Source organism: Flavobacterium sp. N2038, from assembly GCF_025947185.1.
Classification (GTDB): domain Bacteria; phylum Bacteroidota; class Bacteroidia; order Flavobacteriales; family Flavobacteriaceae; genus Flavobacterium.
In genome coordinates this window covers 2,110,759-2,129,913 of record NZ_CP110001.1, presented here as the reverse complement: position 1 = coordinate 2,129,913, position 19,155 = coordinate 2,110,759, and the positions used below count along the sequence as shown (strand labels likewise).

12 protein-coding genes are annotated in these 19,155 nt (G+C 36.4%); all 12 read left to right on the top strand.

The annotated features are described in order from the left end of the window. Positions 1-54 precede the first annotated feature (54 nt). The 12 genes from OLM51_RS09650 to OLM51_RS09595 all read left to right on the top strand — a co-directional run bounded on the left by OLM51_RS09650 (position 55) and on the right by OLM51_RS09595 (position 19,103). The gene (locus tag OLM51_RS09650; RefSeq protein WP_264554108.1) at positions 55-3,186 is read left to right on the top strand and encodes a SusC/RagA family TonB-linked outer membrane protein; all 3,132 of its coding nucleotides are present in this window, start codon (positions 55-57) and stop codon (positions 3,184-3,186) included. Positions 3,187-3,201: 15 nt separating this feature from the next. Further along, a complete protein-coding gene (locus OLM51_RS09645; protein WP_264554107.1) occupies positions 3,202-4,674 on the top strand; it encodes a RagB/SusD family nutrient uptake outer membrane protein in 1,473 nt (490 codons plus the stop codon). Between the two features lie 28 nt (positions 4,675-4,702). Further along, the gene (locus tag OLM51_RS09640; RefSeq protein ID WP_264554106.1) at positions 4,703-6,604 is read left to right on the top strand and encodes an arylsulfatase; all 1,902 of its coding nucleotides are present in this window, start codon (positions 4,703-4,705) and stop codon (positions 6,602-6,604) included. An 11-nt stretch (positions 6,605-6,615) separates the two neighbouring features. After that, positions 6,616-8,550: an arylsulfatase gene (locus tag OLM51_RS09635; RefSeq protein WP_264554105.1), complete on the top strand. Its 1,935-nt coding sequence runs from the start codon at positions 6,616-6,618 to the stop codon at positions 8,548-8,550. A 352-nt stretch (positions 8,551-8,902) separates the two neighbouring features. Beyond that, positions 8,903-9,961 (top strand): sterol desaturase family protein, encoded by a 1,059-nt coding sequence (locus OLM51_RS09630; protein WP_264554104.1) that lies wholly within the window; start codon positions 8,903-8,905, stop codon positions 9,959-9,961. A 14-nt stretch (positions 9,962-9,975) separates the two neighbouring features. Next, positions 9,976-10,692 carry a thioredoxin domain-containing protein gene (locus tag OLM51_RS09625; protein ID WP_264554103.1) on the top strand — a complete coding sequence of 239 codons (717 nt, stop codon included), beginning with the start codon at positions 9,976-9,978 and terminating at the stop codon, positions 10,690-10,692. A 228-nt stretch (positions 10,693-10,920) separates the two neighbouring features. Further along, positions 10,921-12,537, top strand: coding sequence for a sulfatase-like hydrolase/transferase (locus OLM51_RS09620; RefSeq protein WP_264554102.1), 1,617 nt, complete (start codon positions 10,921-10,923; stop codon positions 12,535-12,537). Between the two features lie 58 nt (positions 12,538-12,595). Next, positions 12,596-13,858: a YeiH family protein gene (locus OLM51_RS09615; RefSeq protein WP_264554101.1), complete on the top strand. Its 1,263-nt coding sequence runs from the start codon at positions 12,596-12,598 to the stop codon at positions 13,856-13,858. 600 nt (positions 13,859-14,458) lie between these two features. Further along, complete coding sequence (gene epsC / locus OLM51_RS09610) at positions 14,459-15,280, top strand: serine O-acetyltransferase EpsC (protein WP_264554100.1); 822 nt, start codon at positions 14,459-14,461, stop codon at positions 15,278-15,280. Positions 15,281-15,295: 15 nt separating this feature from the next. After that, positions 15,296-16,207, top strand: coding sequence for a cysteine synthase A (gene cysK, locus OLM51_RS09605; protein ID WP_264554099.1), 912 nt, complete (start codon positions 15,296-15,298; stop codon positions 16,205-16,207). Positions 16,208-16,267: 60 nt separating this feature from the next. Next, positions 16,268-17,188, top strand: coding sequence for a family 2A encapsulin nanocompartment shell protein (locus OLM51_RS09600; RefSeq protein WP_264554098.1), 921 nt, complete (start codon positions 16,268-16,270; stop codon positions 17,186-17,188). Further along, positions 17,172-19,103 (top strand): family 2A encapsulin nanocompartment cargo protein cysteine desulfurase, encoded by a 1,932-nt coding sequence (locus OLM51_RS09595; RefSeq protein WP_264554097.1) that lies wholly within the window; start codon positions 17,172-17,174, stop codon positions 19,101-19,103. Before OLM51_RS09600 ends, OLM51_RS09595 begins: the two co-directional genes overlap by 17 nt. Positions 19,104-19,155 lie beyond the last annotated feature (52 nt).

Genomic DNA, 19,155 nt, shown 5'->3' with positions numbered 1-19,155 from the left:
TTGAAAAATCAACTCTCAAGGCGCCTTGTTAATTACTTAAACCATTACAAAGAAATGAAAAAAAAATTAAAAATATATTCAATATTATTTCTGTTGCTACTGACGACGGGAATTAATGCTCAGAATACAAAACCCCTTATCCAATCAAAACTTGACGGAACAGTTGTCGATGATGTTACAAATCAGCCTATTATTGGTGCTTCGGTAGTCATAAAAGGTACAACTCACGGGGTTCAGACCGATGCAGAAGGAAAATTCTATTTTCAAACTGGTCAAAAATTTCCATATACCTTAATTGTAAGTTACATTGGATACAAAAAAGCAGAAATTATTGTTGATAAAAATCCGGTTACTATACACTTAAAAGAAGAGCGTCAGGAACTAGATGAACTGGTAGTTGTGGGTTACGGAACTCAAAAAAGAAAAGACATTACGGGTTCTGTTGCCTCTGTTCCAAAGGCCAATTTAGCACAAGTAACCTCATCTGCAGATAATTTACTTCGCGGTGCCATACCTGGTGTGGTAGTTACACAAAGTTCAGGACGTCCCGGAGCTTCATCAAGTGTACGTATTCGTGGAGGAAACTCAATTACAGCAGGCAATGAACCGCTTTATGTATTAGACGGTGTTTTAATTTACAATGACAATAATAATGGTACTGCCGGTGTAGCAAATGCAGGAGCCACTGTGAATGTCCTTTCGACAATTAATCCCGCTGATATAGAATCTATTGAAGTCTTGAAAGATGCTTCAGCAACAGCCATTTATGGATCTAGAGGAGCAAATGGTGTCGTTATTATCACTACTAAAAAAGGTACAAAAGGACAAGACAACATTTCGTATCAAGGCTATTTTGGATTTCAAAATGTCTCAAAAAAATTACATCTGATGAATGCCAGCCAATGGGCAAGTTTACGTAATGATGTTCAGGCAAGTATTGGTCAGGCACCTTCTTTTACTCCTGCTCAGATTGAGGCTTTTAAAACTTCGGGAAGTTATGACTGGCAAGATGCCATTTTTAGAACTGCCGCTCCAATACAAAACCATCAATTAACTTTTTCCGGTGGAGACGATCGTTCTAGATATACAATTTCGGCAGGCTATTTTGATCAGGATGGAATTGTAATTGCAACCGATTTTAAACGAATTTCACTTCGCGCAAATTACGAGCGAAATTATTCTCAGAATTTCAAATTTGGCGTAAATGCAAATTATACAAATTCAGCCGCAAACGGAGTTGGAACAAATGGAGGTTCAAGTGCCGGAAGACAACCAAATCCATTAGTAGTTGCCTTGTATCAGCCACCGGTTGTTCCTATAAAAAATGCCGACGGAACTTATAATTTAACTAATAATCCTTACGCAACGGCAACTAATGGTATTATCCCAAATCCAATTAATGATCTGGAAAACACAACCAATGAAACCAAAATCAACAGGATCTTAACCAGCTTATTTGGTGAATATAAAATTACCAAAAAACTAGTTGCAAAAGTTGCGGTAAGTGGTGATGTAATTGATACTAAACAAAATTATTATGCACCATCTACCACTACAACCGGAGCGGGAGTAAAAGGTTTAGCCTCTGTTGGTAGCCGTCGGGTTAGTTCTGTTCTAAATGAAAACACACTGAATTACAATACTAATTTTGGTGAAAATCATAAATTCTCAGCCTTAGGAGGTTATACACTTCAATACACAAAAGGTGAGGTTGTAAATGCGGGAGCGCAGACTTTTGTAAATGATGCCAATACTTACAATGCACTGCAAGATGGTGTCCCGGTAAAACCTTATAGTGATGCATTTGAAAGTGTATTGAAATCTTGGTTAGCAAGAATAAATTATTCTTATAAAGGAAAATACAATTTTACACTTTCTGGCCGTGCAGACGGTTCTTCAAGATTTGGTTCTGAGTCACTTTGGGGATATTTCCCTTCGGCAGGATTCTCCTGGAATATTACCGACGAAGACTTCGCTAAAAACATTAAAGGTGTAACAGAAGCTAAACTTAGACTTACAGCAGGTACAACCGGAAATCAGGAAATTGGAAATTATCTTTCGCTTGCTTCAATGGGTTCTGTAAATTATGCCTTTGGAGGAACTTTACAAACTGGTCTTGCTCCTACCCGATTAGCAAATCCAGATTTGAAATGGGAAAAAACAAATCAGTATAATATTGGTTTAGACTTATCTTTACTAGACCGAAAAATCAATTTTGTTTTTGATGTTTATTACAAAAAAACAAAAGATTTGTTAATCAACGTTCCTGTGCCATTGACTTCAGGATATGCAACTGTACTTCAAAATATTGGAGGTGTTGAAAACAAGGGTCTCGAAATTGGTTTGATCACAGAAAACATAAAAACAGAAAATTTCTCATGGAACTCTAACTTTGTTTTTTCTACAAACAAAAACAAAGTAGTAGCGATAGGAAACGGTGTAGACCAATTCTTTCCTGTTGTTCCAAACGGATCTTTATTACAGCAGCAGCCCGTAACCGTAAAAGTCGGACTACCTTTAGGCACATTCTGGGGGTATAAAACAAATGGCATTTTCCAAACTCAGGAAGAAGTAAATACACAGCCAAAAATAAACAGTTTGGCTAACACTAAAGTGGGTGACAGAAGATATGTTGACACAAATGGAGATGGTGTAATTACTGCTCTTGACAAAGGAAATCTAGGCACTTCTCAGCCAAAATTTGTGGGAAGTTTCAGCAATACAATTTCTTATCATGATTTTGATTTGAATTTCTCTTTTCAAGGTGCTTATGGCGGAAAAATATTCAATGCTTTAAATCAGCAATTAGAGATTTCTACACTTGGAACAAATGCTAATGTGACGTTAGAAGATCGTTGGACACCGGCAAATCCAAGCAATGAAATTCCGAGAGCTACAAGTTCACCTTTAGGAATCGTTTCAGAGCGATATGTAGAAGATGCATCATTCCTGAGATTGAAATTAATTACATTGGGTTATACATTACCAAAAAGCGTTTCTAAAAAACTGGGAACAAAAAGTGTGAAATTCTATGTTTCCGCAGAAAACTTAATTACGTGGACAAAATACACTGGTTATGATCCAGAAGTAAGCTCATACGAACAAAACAACTTATATCCGGGAATTGATTTTGGCTCTTATCCAAACTCTAAAACATTTATCTCGGGCTTGAACGTAACTTTCTAAGTAAAAAAATATAAAATGAAAAAGATAATAATAACACTAATAATAAGTGCAGGACTGTTTATTTCGTGCACAGATCTGGAGGTAACACCAACCTCTTTTGTAACCGAAGACAATTACTTTAAAACCCAGGATGATGCTGTAGCAAGTGTCACCGCAGTTTATGCTTCGTTAAGCTTAGATCCGGGAGAGCAAAGTTTATTTGGAAGAAATTTATATTTCTTAACCGATATGGCGTCAGATTACGCTGCTGCAGGAGTTTCTGCTACAAATCCGCAAGTGCGTGCTTTAAGCAGTTTGACTCACGATGCAACTTCAGACCGTGTGCAGGTTGCCTGGAGACAAATTTATGCAGGAATCAACAGAGCCAATGTTTCTATTGACAATGTGCCTAAAGTTGCGGGAACAGAAGCCGTAAAAACCAGATTAATCAATGAAGCCAAATTTATCAGAGGATTATTGTATTTTCAGGCAGTTCGTCTTTGGGGAGGCGTTCCAATTGTGTTACACGAACCAACTTCTATACAGTTAGAAAGCTTAAAATCAAAAAGAGCAACTGCTGAAGAAGTTTACACACAGATTATTTCCGATTTAAAAGCTGCTGAAAGTCTGCCAGCGACATATCCGGCAACTGATGCCGGGCGTGCAACATCTGGTGCAGCAAAAGCAATTTTGACAAAAGTATATCTGACAAGAAAGGACTGGCCAAACGCTATTGCAAAAGCTAAAGAAGTTATCAATGGCGGATACGGTTATGCATTGTTTGAAAATTTTCAGGATATTTTTACCAAAACAAAAAAGAACGGAAAAGAGCATATTTTCTCTGTACAGTTTGAGCCAAATCAGGCTGGAAACGGATCAAGCGGAAGTACTTTTCAAGCGACTTCATTTACAGGGTTTACTGCAACAGAGCCTGCAGATATCATTTCAGACGTAGCCTTGTTTTATGACATTTATGCTGCCGGAGATGTACGAAGAGATGTAAGTTACGCCAAACAATTGCCAAATCCTGCAACTGGAACACTTTATACTTTTCCAAAGCCAATTTTCAAAAAATACTTAGATCTAACAAATCTGGCTACTCCTTCTAATGTAGCAATCAACTTTCCCGTGATTCGTTATGCCGATATTTTATTGTCTTTGGCGGAAGCCATAAATGAGCAAGGAGGACCAACTGCCGAAGCGTATGAATTGATCAACCAGGTTAGAAGAAGAGCTTTTGCAAAACCAATTACAACGCCAGATGCAACGATTGATTTAACTGGATTAACTCAAACTACTTTTAGAGCTGCAATTCAGGAAGAACGAAAAAAAGAGTTTGTTCAGGAAGGACAAAGATGGTTTGATCTGGTTCGTTGGGGAACTTTAGTTACTGAAGTGAAAAAAGTAACGGCTAAAAACTCAGTTTCAGAAAGAAATAATCTGTATCCAATTCCTCAAAGTGAAAGAAACATTGATCCTGTAGGTCTGCCTCAGAATCCTGGATATTAATAACCAATCACAAATAAACCAATAAATTATGAAAAAATATAAAACTAGCTTATCAGTCAAAAGTCCTAAAAAAGGGCTTTTGATTAGCGCAATTTTACTTGCACAATTGGGTTTTGCACAGACTAAACCAGAAGAATTTAAAGGTGTAATTGGTAAAACTTTGGCCGATTCTAAAGAATATTGGCCAGAACCCGTTACGGCTCCAAAAGGCGCTCCAAATGTCGTCTGGATTATTTTAGATGACGTAGGTTACGGAGCTTCAAGTGCTTTTGGAGGTTTGATCCAAACTCCGGTTTTAGAGAGTCTTGCCAATAACGGATTACGCTATACCAATTTTCATACAACCGCAATTTGTGCTCCTACCCGCTCTGCTTTATTAACGGGAAGTAATTCTCATAAAGTTCATGTTGGAGGATTTTCACATACGATTATGTCTGCTGGATTTCCTGGTTGGGACGGAAGACTGCCTTCAAAAAACGGAACTGTTGCCGAGATTTTACGTGATAAAGGTTATAACACTTTTGGCGTAGGTAAATATGGTATAACGCCAGATGAAGAAGCTACAGATGCCGGACCTTTTGACCGCTGGCCAACCGGAAAAGGATTTGAACATTTCTTTGGTTTCCTGGGCTCAGCAACGGATCAGTATAAACCCGATCTAATTGAAGATCAAGCACACGTCACTCCTGACGGACGCCATTTGAGCGAGCAAATTACAAATAAAGCAATCAGCTATATTGCCAGACAGCAAAAAGCCGCGCCGGGAAAACCATTCTTTTTATATTATTCTCCGGCAGCTGTTCATGCACCTCATCAGGTTGCCCAAAAATGGAGCGATCCGTATAAAGGAAAATTTGATGATGGCTGGGACGCTTACCGCGAAAAAACCATTGCCAATCAGAAAAAATTAGGAGTTATTCCTTCGAATGCTGTATTGCCGGAACGTAATCCGCTTATTGCAGACTGGAAAAAATTAACACCGGATCAGAAAAAAGTATATGCCAAATTTATGGAAGTATATGCCGGATATCTTACCTACACGGATTATGAAATTGGAAGATTGGTTAATTATTTAAAAGAAATCAATCAACTGGAAAATACAGTTGTATTTGTTTTAATTGGTGATAATGGTGCAAGCAAAGAAGGAACATTGCAAGGTGCTGTCAACAGACAAACTTATGTTGTTGGAGAAACAGACGAAACGGTTTTTCAAAATAATTTAAAGCGAATTGGCGAAATTGGAACACCTGAAACCTATACCAATTATCCTTTGGGCTGGGCTCAGGCAACAAATGTTCCTTTTAAAGACTGGAAACAAGATGCAAACTCAGAAGGCGGCACTCATAATCCGTTGATTGTTTATTATCCAAAGGGAATTAAAACGCCTGGAATTAGAACCCAATACAGTCATGTAATTGATATTTTACCAACAACGCTGGATATTTTAGGAGTTAAAGCACCTGAATCTATCAGAGAAATTAAGCAAGATACAATTCAGGGATATTCTTTCTACAATTCTTTGAATGATGCAAAAGCAATTTCAAATCATAAAGTACAGCATTATTACATTTTTGGAGCCCGAGCAATTTATAGTGATGGATGGAAAGCGGCTGCGGCGCATCATCCAAATTCAATTGAAGCTAAAGAAGCTTTAAGTGATCCCAAAAAAGCAGGTTTATTAAATGCTGATTTTGACAAAGATGTTTGGGAATTGTACAACATCAATGAAGATTTTAATGAACAAAAAGATTTGGCTAAAAAATATCCTGAAAAACTGGCCGAATTAAAAAAACTATTTGACCAGCAAGCCAGGAAAAACAACTTATATCCTTTAATAGACTGGTCAGATGTATATCAGAGAAAAATACACCAAACACCAGCTACAGAAGGAAAATCTGCTCAAGAACTATTAACCAAAGCAAACAAGTAAAAATAAAAACTATGAAAAATTTTAAATACAACAGTTTAATCAAAAGTCCTAAAAAAGGGCTTTTGATTACGGCGCTCTTAGTTGCACAATTAGGAATAGCACAAGATAAACCAGAAGAATTTAAAGGTGTTATCGGAAAAACTTTAGCCGATTCTAAAGAATATTGGCCAGAACCGGTAAAAGCTCCTAAAGGCGCACCAAACGTAATTTGGATCTTATTAGACGACGTCGGATTCGGAGCTTCAAGTGCTTTTGGAGGTTTGATCAGCACACCAACTTTTGATCAGTTAGCCAATAATGGTTTACGTTATACTAACTTTCACACAACGGCTATTTGCGCGCCAACTCGTGCGGCTTTACTGACTGGAAGAAATTCAGGAAGAGTACACGTTAGCGGATTTTCACACACGATTTTATCAGCTGGTTTCCCTGGTTGGGACGGAAGAATTCCTTCTGATAAAGGAACAATTGCAGAGATTTTACGTGAAAACGGTTATAACACTTTTGCAGTTGGAAAATATGGTGTAACGCCAGATGAAGATGCTACAGATGCAGGACCATTCGACAGATGGCCAACCGGAAAAGGTTTTGATCATTTCTACGGATTCTTAGGTTCTCAAACCGATCAGTACAATCCTGATTTAGTTGAAGATCAAGTTCACGTTACGCCTGACGGGCGCCACTTAAGTGAATTAATTACAGATAAAGCAATAAGCTATATCCAAAAACAACAAAAAGCGGCTCCGGGAAAACCATTTTTCTTGTACTATGCACCAGGCGCAGCACACGCACCTCATCAGGTTGCTACAAAATGGAGCGATCCTTACAGAGGAAAATTTGATAAAGGCTGGGACGCTTACCGCGAAGAAGTAATCGCAAACCAAAAGAAATTGGGCGTAATTCCAGCAAACGCAGTATTACCAGAACGTAATCCATTAATCACAGATTGGAAAAAACTATCTCCAGATCAAAAGAAAGTTTATGCTAGATTTATGGAAGTTTACGCTGGATTCCTAACGTATACAGATTATGAAGTAGGAAGAGTTGTGAATTATCTAAAAGAAAGCGGACAACTGGACAACACTTTAATTTTTGTAGCTATTGGCGATAATGGAGCAAGTAAAGAAGGAACTACCGAAGGAACAATCAACCAAAGTTTGTTTTCTCAAGGAGTATCTGAAGAGGAAAATCTAAAGAAAAACTTAGCAAATATTGACGAAATTGGAACTCCAAAAGGTCTAAACACAAATTATCCTTTAGGATGGGCTCAAGCAACAAATGTTCCGTTCAAAAACTGGAAACAAGATGCACAATCTGAAGGTGGAACTCATAATCCATTAATTGTTTTTTATCCAAACGGAATTAAAGACAAAGGTGGCATCAGAAATCAATACAGCCATGTTACCGATTTGCTTCCAACAACTTTAGACATTGTAGGAGTTAAAGCACCGGAATATATCAAAGGTATTAAACAGGATATTATTCAGGGTTCGTCTTTGTATGCTTCTCTTGATAATCCAAAAGCAGAATCATTGCACAAAGTTCAATACTATTACATCTTTGGAAACAGAGCCATTTATAAAGATGGATGGAAAGCCGGAGCAGCACATGCGAATCCGTTTACATCGGTGAAATCTGGCGGAAAAAATCAGGCACCTGCATCAAGCAATTTTGATACTGATGTTTGGGAATTATATAACCTGAACGAGGATTTTAACGAGCGTAACAATTTGGCAGCAAAATATCCTGAAAAACTAGCCGAACTAAAAAAACTGTTTGATGAACAAGCTAAAGAAAATAACGTTTATCCGTTAATTGACTGGCAGGATGTAATAACCAGAAAAATACACAATACTGGTGCCGACAAAGCCAAAACTGTTCAGGATTTAATTAAACAAGTTACAAAACCAGGCGCGGGTACAACTGCTGCCGGAAGTACTAACTAATATTGATTCTCAAAACCTGCAAGGTTCCTAAAACCTTGTAGGTTTCATTATAAAACACAAAAACACATTTTGATTTAGAATTCGCTAAAATCACAATAAATTATAAAAAAAGAATAATTTAAACACTACTAATTCTATAGAATTAAAAGTTTTTAATTTAAATTTACGCTTTATAACTTTTTGATTATCAATAACACACAATAAAAAAATATAAACATAAGAAATCATGAAACGAGTAGACTATGAAATTATAGGAAAAAAAATAATCGTTGGCGCGATTGTTTTTTTAGTACCTCTAGTCATATTGGCGGGAGGTTTAGCATTAATTAATCAATTTTTAAAATAAGAAATCATGGCAATAGTTCAAAGAGAAAAACTGACAAGAGATTTACTAATAAGTCTTTTTATATATTCTTTGCCTGTAGTGGCAATTTTCCTTTACTTTAAATTAAGCAATAATTTGGTAAGTGAATCGCACATTTCATTACCTGCTTTTTTAGAATTTTCAAAACCCGCTTTTGAGCATATCCGCACTTGGGGATTAACTGTTTTTATGCTGGTTTTAGGTGTAATCGAATTTACTGCAGGTTTATACGATGACGAATGGACAGGTCAGGAACGCAAAGTTGATATTATTTGTTTCCTAGCACCAAAATTGCTTTTGCCTCCCGTAATTGCTTTTTTCAGCTTGACTGCTTTACCATATCTAATTCCGGATTTAGCTAACACACTTTCGTGGGTTCCTTTCTGGGGAGGATTTTTCCTGATTGCCATTGCCGATGATTTGACGCAATATTGGTACCATAGACTGCATCATCAAGTTCCGTTTTTATGGCGTTTCCACAGAACACATCACTCGGCTCCATATATGGGAATGGCGATGGCTTCCAGACAAAACTTTATTTATACGGTTTTCTTTTCTCAAATTTATTTGACAGCAACTTTAACCTATTTAGGGTTAGGTTTACCAGCTTTATTTGTTTTGGTAATTAAAAGTTTCATCACATTGGGTGCACACTCAAGTATCGCGTGGGACAAACCTTTTTACAAATACAAAGTTTTGCATCCAATTGCATGGGTTTTAGAACGTCTAATTTCAACTCCGGCAACACATCACGCACATCATGCAGATACAAGCGGAGATGGTGTTGGACACTTTAAAGGTAATTTCGGAAACATGTTTTTCATTTGGGATGTCATTTTCGGAACCGGATTAATCACACGTAAATTCCCGGAATCTTACGGAACAAAATCATACAAACAAGAAGAATGGTACGCACAGTTTTTATGGCCAATATTCAAATCTAAAAAAGAAGGAAGCCCTCTTGCAGATGGTGTATTGTCACTTCCGCTTAAAGTAAAAACAGTTGTTGCCGAAGATACTCATACCCCAATATTAGAACAAGTTTAATCTTAAAAACGATTATGAAAAATAAAGTTTTAAAAAATAGTATAACAGTAATTGTATTTCTATTTACAATTGCTGTTTTTTCGCAAAATAAAAGCGAAAATACAGTCAATTTAGATTCATTTTATACAAAAATCCAAAGCCAAAAAAATCCACAGATTATTGATGCCAGAGGTCCCGAAGAGTTTGCGCTGAATCACATTATTGGTGCTGTAAATTTCAATCTGGAATCAAAAGATTATGCCAAACGAATTGCTGCCTTAGATAAATCAAAACCGGTGTTTACCTATTCTATAGGTGCAGGAAGAAGTGTCTGGCTCGCTGATGATTTATTAAAAAAAGGCTTCAAAGAAGTATATAGTTTAGAAGGCGGAATTGCAAACTGGATTGGGGGTGGAAAACCATATTTTACCAACTCCAAAAGCAAATTAACCCTGGCAGAATACAACAAAATCATTACTGAAAATAGTACCGTTTTAGTCGATATTGGTTCCATTTATTGTGGGGCATGCAAAAAAATAAAACCAGTTTTAGAAACCATCAAAACGCAGTATGGCAAAAATCTTAAAATTGTAGAAATAGATTTAGAAGATAATACACAAATCATTGCCGATTTAAAAACGATTAAAGTTTTCCCAACTTTGATACTTTATCAAAACGGAAAAATCATTCTTAAAAAAGAAGGTTTTGAAAATTTAAAAAATGAGGTTGATGTGGCTTTGGCTTCTAAATAATAACGCACGAATTTTAAATAAATCTTTGTCAAAGTTTAAAACTTTGATAAAGATTACCACAATCTTTTCAGGCTGAGCGAAGTCGAAGCCCGCGCAAATAACTCCGTAATAAAAACCCAATCTTTGTAGAGCTTCTTGCGGTCCTTCGACTTCGCTCAGGATGACAAACCTGAAAATTTGAAAAACTCTCAATACAAAACCAAAATTCAAAAAACAACGTACCAAAATATGGCAAACTATAAAAAAGTAACTAAGATTGTTATACCTTTTTTAATTATACTTTTTCTTTTAGCAGTATTTCTTTTCTGGCCCATAAACACGGATGGAACTTTAATAAAACCAGATGAAAAACTAGCTGAAGGAAAAGCTGCATTTCTGGCACAAAAGGATTCTTCAATCTTAGAAAAAAAGCCAAACATCATTATTCTCCTTGCCGATGATTTAGGCAAATATGATATTTCATTGTATGGAGGAAAATCAACTCCAACACCACAAATTGATTCTTTGGCCGCATCCGGAGTTACTTTTACCGATGGTTATGTTTCTGCTTCAATTTGTTCACCATCCCGTGCCGGATTGCTTACCGGACGTTATCAGGAACGTTTTGGACATGAATATCAACCCGGAGATCGATATCCAAAAAATAATCTGGAGTATTATGCTTTTAAGTATTTAATCAATACCAATAGCTGGAGACTGAATGATAAAATCAAATACCCAAATGAAGCATCAATTGCTACTCAGGGTCTGCCAAAATCTGAAATTACGTTTGCCAATTTAGCCAAAAAACAAGGTTACAGCACAGCAATTATCGGGAAATGGCATTTGGGTCACAACAAAGGATTTTTCCCTTTAGATCGTGGTTTCGATTATCATTATGGCTTTTATCAGGCCTTTTCGCTTTATACTCCAGAAGATGATAATCCGGATATTATCAACCACCATCATAAAGATTTTACCGATAAAATGATTTGGGGAAATGGTCGCATTGGAATCGGGCAAATTCGTCGGGATACGACTATTATTCATGATAAAACTTATTTAACCGAAACATTTGCTGAAGAAGCAGAAGCTTTTATCGACAAAAATAAAAACAAACCTTTTTTACTTTATGTTCCATTCAATGCACCTCACACACCATTTCAGGTTCGCAAAAAATATTACGATCGTTTCCCGAATGTAAAAGACGAAAACAAACGTGTGTATTATGCCATGATCAGTGCACTTGATGACGCAATTGGAAGAATTAGAGCAAAAGTTAAAAAAGAAGGTTTAGAAGAAAATACGCTAATCATTTTTGCAAGCGACAACGGTGGTGCCGACTATACTTTTGCAACAACAAATGCTCCATTAAAAGGCGGTAAATTTTCGCATTTTGAAGGCGGTATAAATGTTCCGTTTGCAATTTCCTGGAAGGGAAAAATAAAACCAAAAACTGTATACAAAACGCCTGTAAGTACTTTGGATATTTTTAGTACGATTGCTTCTGTTACAGGTTCGGGCTTGCCAAAAGATCGCGTTTATGATGGAGTTAATCTTATCGACGTTGTCAATAACAATAAAGAAGCTCACAAAGAATTATTCTGGCGCTCCGGCGATGCAAAAGCAATTAGAAGTGGTGATTGGAAACTAATTGTAAGTGGCAAAACGCATGAAACCTGGCTTTATGATTTAGCAAAAGACAAATCTGAAACTATAGATCTTGCTGCAAAAAATCCGGAAAAAGTAAAAGAATTACAAACCGCTCTTCAAAATTGGGAAAAAGGATTGGTGAAACCGCTTTGGCCTAACCTGACTTATTATGAATTCGATTTTGGAAAACAAAAATACTTTGTCGATTTGTAATTAAACAACATACAAACCCGACAGGTTTTAAAAACCGGTTTAATCTAAAACTCAATTAATGTCAACTCAAACCAAACAATTTAATATTCACGAAGATTGGACCGTAGTAATTCTAGGATTCATAATCATCGGTATTTCACTTTTTATCTTTCTTCCGGAAGTTCCCGTTTTCAGCTGGTCAGACAGCACCGATTTGAAAACGAAAGTTTTTGATTTCGTGAACCTGAAAATCCTCTTATTTCAATTTTTATATCTAATTTCTATTGGAACACTAGGTGCTTTCTTAATTGGAAAATCGGTAAAATATTTTCTTTTTACTTTCCCTATCGTTTATTTCTTAACCGTTATCGCCTTAGTCATTGCGGGAAATTCAGAAATAAAAGCACTCAATCTGGAAGCCGTCATTTTCAGTCTGATTATAGGCCTAATAATTGGAAATTTCTTTCAGATTCCCGATTGGTTTCGTTCTGCACTTTCTACTGAAGTTTTTGTAAAAATTGGATTGGTCTTATTAGGAACCAGTGTCATCTTTTCAGATATTCTCAAAGCCGGTTCATTAGGATTATTTCAGGCATTAATTGTGGTTCTGTCTGTTTGGTATTTTGCCTATTGGCTTTGCCGAAAATTAAAAGTTGACGACGAATTAACCATGATGATTTCCAGTGCCGTTTCTATTTGTGGTGTTTCGGCAGCAATTGCAACTTCGGGCGCAATTAAAGGCGATTCTAAAAAACTATCTTATGTAATTTCTATTGTTTTGGTAACCGCAATTCCAATGATGATTTTTATGCCCATCATTGCAAAATATTTCAACTTTCCCGAAGAAGTCACTGGTGCATGGTTAGGTGGCAGTATCGACACTTCTGGAGCAGTTGTGGCATCCGGAAGTTTAGTTGGCGAAACCGCTTTAAAAATCAGTACGATTGTCAAGTTTTCCCAAAATGTTTTATTAGGATTAGCGGCTTTTGCCATTTCCGTTTATTGGACTTATACGCATAATAAGTCGGCGGAAGCTGTAGCATCAAAACCTACTTTAAGTGTTATTTGGGAACGTTTTCCAAAGTTTGTCATTGGTTTCGTTCTGGCTTCTCTCCTATTTTCTTTCTTCATTAGTTCTGAAACGCGAGATTCAGTAAAAGACAGTTTGAAGAATTTACAGGGAATTTGGTTTGCACTGGCTTTTACCAGCATTGGTTTAGAAACTAATTTTAAAGATTTACTTGCTAATAACAGCCGTAAGCCGTTGTATGCTTTCTTGATTGCACAATTATTCAATGTTATTGTTACGTTGATTATTGCTTATTTACTTTTTGGGAAGTAGTTTAACTGCAAAGAGCGCAAAGGTTTACGCAAAGTTCGCAAAGTTTTTTAAATGTATTAATTATACATCTTGTTTGTCATTACTTAACTTTGACAAAGCTCTTCCTAATTCTTTTTTTTTGCCACAAATTCACAAATTTTCACAAATTTAATTCGTGTTAATTCGTGCAATTCGTGGCAAATCATTTCTCTCTACTTCTTTTTTCAAAAAAAAATCAAGATTAATTTGGTTTTTACATTTTTAAATATAACTTTGTCTATAGAATTAGTAGAGTTTAATATTTAAAACTTACATTTTGAAAACAATAGCAACCAGAACGTCTTACATTCTTCCTAAAAAATACACCTATAACAGCTTTTGTTATATGTGCAGCTGTTGTTAGTTCCCGCACTTAATCTATTATGGCTTGGTTTAAGTTTAATAAAAGCCAAATCATTTTTACATCCAGTTTCGCTTTTTCTCAAAATACCTGATGCTATTTGTATCACATTGTGTTGTGGCATAATTAAATAAAAAAAGAAAAAGCTTAATCATTTCTGTGGTAACAAAAACAAGAGAATTAATAAGTTATAAATCTTTTCTAATCTAAAATAATCGATTATGAGTTCATTTTATAAAGAAATAGCAAGACAGCATCAGGATTTAGTAATACTGCCTGAAAAGAAATTAATTCATCAGTTCATTGATGATCTGTTTATTATTTTGTTTTCAAATACCTCAAAATCATTTGAATCAGAAGAAACCATTAAATATAAATTCAATCTACTGGAAAAACAATTTGACGAATTAGTTTTAGATTTTTCACCAAAAAGCGACCAAAAACAACAAACAGAGACCTTTTTTAGTGCGATACCACATTTACATAAAAAAGCATTAAATGATGCGCTGACCATTTATACTAAAGATCCGGCCGCAAAATCTCTGGAAGAAGTACTATACTCTTACCCTGGCTTTTTTGCTATTTCGGTATATCGTTTTTCACATCAGCTATGGCAACAGGATTTAAAGCTTCTTGCGAGAACAATTTCAGAATATGCTCATATTAAAACGAGTATAGAAATTCATCCCGGAGCACATATTGGAGATGATTTTGCAATCGATCACGGCACCGGAATTGTAATTGGCGAAACAACAGTTATTGGCAATAATGTTCAAATTTATCAAGGTGTAACGCTTGGTGCATTGAGTGTAAAAAAAGAAGAAGCATTTGTAAAAAGGCATCCAACAATTGAAGACAATGTGATTATATATGCCAACAGTACCATTCTTGGTGGTCAGACTACTGTTGGAAAAGATTCTATAATTGGCGGAAATGTCTGGCTAACTTATACTGTTCCATCCAATTCTGTTGTATATCATAAAAACGAAATTAAAATCAGAGATAACAATCCTTTTCCGGCTCCCATTTTTTATTCTATTTAAAATATCAAAACTCACATGAAATATCAAAACATTTTAGAAACAATAGGAAACACTCCTCACATTCGATTAAATAAACTTTTCAAATCACATGAAGTTTGGATTAAACTGGAAAAATCAAATCCGGGATCGAGTATCAAAGACCGAATTGCTTTGGCCATGATCGAAGATGCTGAACGAAAAGGACTTATTAATGAAGAAACCATTATCATTGAACCAACTTCAGGAAATACCGGAATCGGACTTTCATTAGTTGCAGCTGTAAAAGGATACAAAGTAATTGTGGTAATGCCGGAGTCGATGAGCATTGAACGCCGAAGAATCTTAAATGCTTATGGTGCCGAATTCGTTCTAACTCCAAGAGAGAAAGGAACTTCCGGAGCAGTAGAAAGAGCGAAAGAATTGGCTTCAACAATCAAAAATTCGTTTCTTCCATCTCAGTTTACCAATAAAGCAAATGTTGAAATACACGAAAAAACAACGGCCTTAGAAATTTTAGCTGATTTCCCGGATGGTATAGATTATCTCATTACCGGAGTTGGAACCGGCGGACATATTACGGGAGTTTCAAAAATACTAAAACAGCATTTTCCAAATTTACAGACTTATGCTGTAGAGCCTGCTTTATCACCAGTTTTAAGTGGCGGTCTACCCTCTCCTCACCCTTTTCAGGGAATTGGTGCTGGTTTTATTCCGGAAGTTTTTAATCGCGAATATGTGGATCAGATTTTAACTGTGGATAAAAACGAATCTTACAATTTTACCAAAAAAATAGCCAAAGAAGAAGGAATATTTGCCGGAATTTCGACTGGAGCCGCACTTGCTGCCATTTCTAAAAAGCTAAAAGATATTCCGGAGAATGCTGTTATCCTGACTTTTAATTATGACACTGGAGAAAGATATTTGTCTGTAGATGAGCTATTTGATTAAAATTATCAATAACTTTAATCAAACAAAAAATAAATTATAAACTTATTAAAAATACAAAAAATGGCAGAATCAAAACAACAACAGACCGCATTAGGCGATGTTGCAGCAAGACAGCTCGCAATTGCAACACGTACCGTACCCCAAATAGGAACCACTTCTCCTCGCTGGCTAACACATCTTTTGCACTGGACGCCAGTAGAATCGGGTGTATTTCGCTTAAACAAAGTTAAAAACGCCAGTCATATCGAAGTAGATTGTTCTGCTCGTGACGAAAGAGTTTTACCAAACACTTTTGTTGATTATATCGAAAATCCGAGAGAATATAATCTGGCAGCAGTTCAGACTATTGTAGAAGTTCATACTCGTGTATCTGATTTGTACAGCAAGCCATACAATCAAATCTCAGAACAATTACGTCTGGCCATAGAAACCATCAAAGAGCGTCAGGAAAGCGAATTAATCAACAATAAAGATTATGGTTTATTAAGTAATGTTGCGCCTTCACAAATTATAAAAACACGCACCGGAGCGCCAACTCCAGATGATCTGGATGAATTACTTACTAAAGTTTGGAAAGAACCGGGCTTCTTTTTGCTGCACCCGTTAGCAATTGCTGCTTTCGGCCGCGAATGTACACGTCGCGGTGTTCCGCCTCCGACCATTTCTTTATTTGGCTCTCAGTTTTTGACCTGGAGAGGAATTCCGCTTATTCCATCAGATAAATTACCAATCAATAAAGGAAAATCAAAAATCATTTTATTGCGAACTGGCGAAAGTCGTCAGGGTGTAATTGGATTAATTCAGCCAGGATTACAAGGCGAACAGTCTCCGGGATTATCGGTTCGTTTTATGGGAATTAATGAAAAAGCGATTGCTTCCTATCTGGTTTCGCTTTATTGTTCCTTAGCTATTTTGGTTGATGATGCCATCGCTGTTTTAGAAGATGTCGAAATAGGAAAGTATCATGAGTACAAATACTAACATCAACGGTTTACCAAACATTGATGAGCTGCAAAATTTAGCCAACGAATTGTTCAGTGCTTTGCCAAATGAATTTCCTAAAGAAATTTCGCTAAGCCCAGATAAAAGTGAACATCCCCTTGCCACTAAAATTGCAGAAACACTTTTGCATGCCGGCGGTGCCAATATTATTGCTCCATTTCCAGTGCAAAGTCCATTAAATGTAAACCCTGCCCCTCCCTCGTTTAGCGGTTTTGGAGTTTCTCCAACAATTGCTGCTGAAAGTTCAAGCGCTTCAGCTTTATATCCAAACGCAGGCGCAGGCTTTGACCCTAAATATGGAATTCCTTCATCTGGAGTTCCAGAAGATAATGCATTAAACATCAATAATCCGCAAACAGGTTTTTATGATATCAATTTAAAAAATAACGGAGCTCCTCAGCTTAATGAGGAATCTCTTTTTTCGGCATTGTTTTTAAATGATCAGTATTTGCCTTTTCAAAGTGAAAATTCTTCTTTTGAGAACGAATTAAAAGCAGCATTAGAAACTGTCGATACCTTTTTTAGAAAAAGAACCGATTTTCCGTCAAGCGGAAATGAAACTCAAAACTCGTATTATTTTTTAGATCAGAATCCATTTGCTTTTGATCAAAAAAACACAAATGCTATTCTTGGAAATTCTTTCGGAATAAATTCACTAAGCGGTAGTACTGGTTCTGGTTTTAATGCTGAATTGATTAAAAAAGATTTTCCAATTCTAAGAGAAACTGTAAACGGAAAACCTTTAGTATGGTTTGATAATGCCGCAACAACTCAAAAACCACAATCGGTTATTGATCGCATTGCCTATTTCTATGAGCATGAAAATTCGAATATTCACCGTGCAGCTCATGAATTGGCAGCTCGTGCCTCTGATGCATATGAAGCAGCACGTGAAAAAGTAAAAACGTTTTTGAATGCCGGTTCTGTCAACGAAATTGTTTTTGTTCGTGGCGCTACAGAAGGAATAAATTTAGTAGCTTCAACCTGGGGCGATCAAAATTTAAATTCTGGAGATGAAATTATTGTAAGTAATCTGGAGCATCATGCGAATATTGTTCCATGGAAAAGACTGGCTGATAAAAAAGGTTTAAAACTTCGCGTAATTCCAGTGGATGATGATGGTCAGATTTTACTTGATGAATATGCAAAACTGTTGAATTCAAAAACTCGATTAGTCGCTTTTACACAAGTTTCAAATGCGCTTGGAACAGTTACTCCGGCCAAAAAAATAACCGAAATGGCACATGCAGCAGGCGCAAAAGTCTTAATTGACGGAGCACAGTCTGTTTCGCACATGAAAGTTGACGTTCAGGATTTAAATCCGGACTGGCTTGTTTTTTCAGGACATAAGCTTTTTGGGCCAACAGGAATTGGCGCTTTATATGGCAAAGAAGACCTGCTTAATGAAATGCAACCGTATCAGGCTGGTGGAAATATGATTCAGGATGTCACTTTTGAGGAAATAAAATACCATAAAGCACCCAATCGTTTTGAGGCTGGAACCGGAAACATTGCCGATGCAATTGGTCTTGGCGCAGCAATTGATTACGTGACGAAACTTGGAATTGAACAAATTGGCCAGTATGAGCATTATTTACTAGAATATGCTACACGTCTGCTGAAAGAAATTCCGGGTGTGCGTTTGATAGGAACTGCCAAAGACAAAGCGAGTGTATTATCTTTTAATTTACAAGGATATACAAATGATCAGGTTGGTCAAGCTTTAAACAAAGAAGGTGTGGCGGTAAGAACCGGACACCATTGTGCTCAGCCAATATTGCGCAGAATGGGCGTTGAAACAACTGTAAGACCTTCTCTGGCTTTTTACAATACAACACAGGACGTTGATACTTTTATAAAAACCTTATGGGAACTTAAGAAAGTTAGATTCTAAAATAAAAAGAGTTGATACACCTTGGTACATCAACTCTTAAGAAATAGTTACT

Coding starts and splice junctions, on each gene's coding strand:
- OLM51_RS09650 (WP_264554108.1), top strand. CDS start 55: ATGAAAAAAAAATTAAAAATATATTCAATATTATTTCTGTTGCTACTG.
- OLM51_RS09645 (WP_264554107.1), top strand. CDS start 3,202: ATGAAAAAGATAATAATAACACTAATAATAAGTGCAGGACTGTTTATT.
- OLM51_RS09640 (WP_264554106.1), top strand. CDS start 4,703: ATGAAAAAATATAAAACTAGCTTATCAGTCAAAAGTCCTAAAAAAGGG.
- OLM51_RS09635 (WP_264554105.1), top strand. CDS start 6,616: ATGAAAAATTTTAAATACAACAGTTTAATCAAAAGTCCTAAAAAAGGG.
- OLM51_RS09630 (WP_264554104.1), top strand. CDS start 8,903: ATGGCAATAGTTCAAAGAGAAAAACTGACAAGAGATTTACTAATAAGT.
- OLM51_RS09625 (WP_264554103.1), top strand. CDS start 9,976: ATGAAAAATAAAGTTTTAAAAAATAGTATAACAGTAATTGTATTTCTA.
- OLM51_RS09620 (WP_264554102.1), top strand. CDS start 10,921: ATGGCAAACTATAAAAAAGTAACTAAGATTGTTATACCTTTTTTAATT.
- OLM51_RS09615 (WP_264554101.1), top strand. CDS start 12,596: ATGTCAACTCAAACCAAACAATTTAATATTCACGAAGATTGGACCGTA.
- epsC (WP_264554100.1), top strand. CDS start 14,459: ATGAGTTCATTTTATAAAGAAATAGCAAGACAGCATCAGGATTTAGTA.
- cysK (WP_264554099.1), top strand. CDS start 15,296: ATGAAATATCAAAACATTTTAGAAACAATAGGAAACACTCCTCACATT.
- OLM51_RS09600 (WP_264554098.1), top strand. CDS start 16,268: ATGGCAGAATCAAAACAACAACAGACCGCATTAGGCGATGTTGCAGCA.
- OLM51_RS09595 (WP_264554097.1), top strand. CDS start 17,172: ATGAGTACAAATACTAACATCAACGGTTTACCAAACATTGATGAGCTG.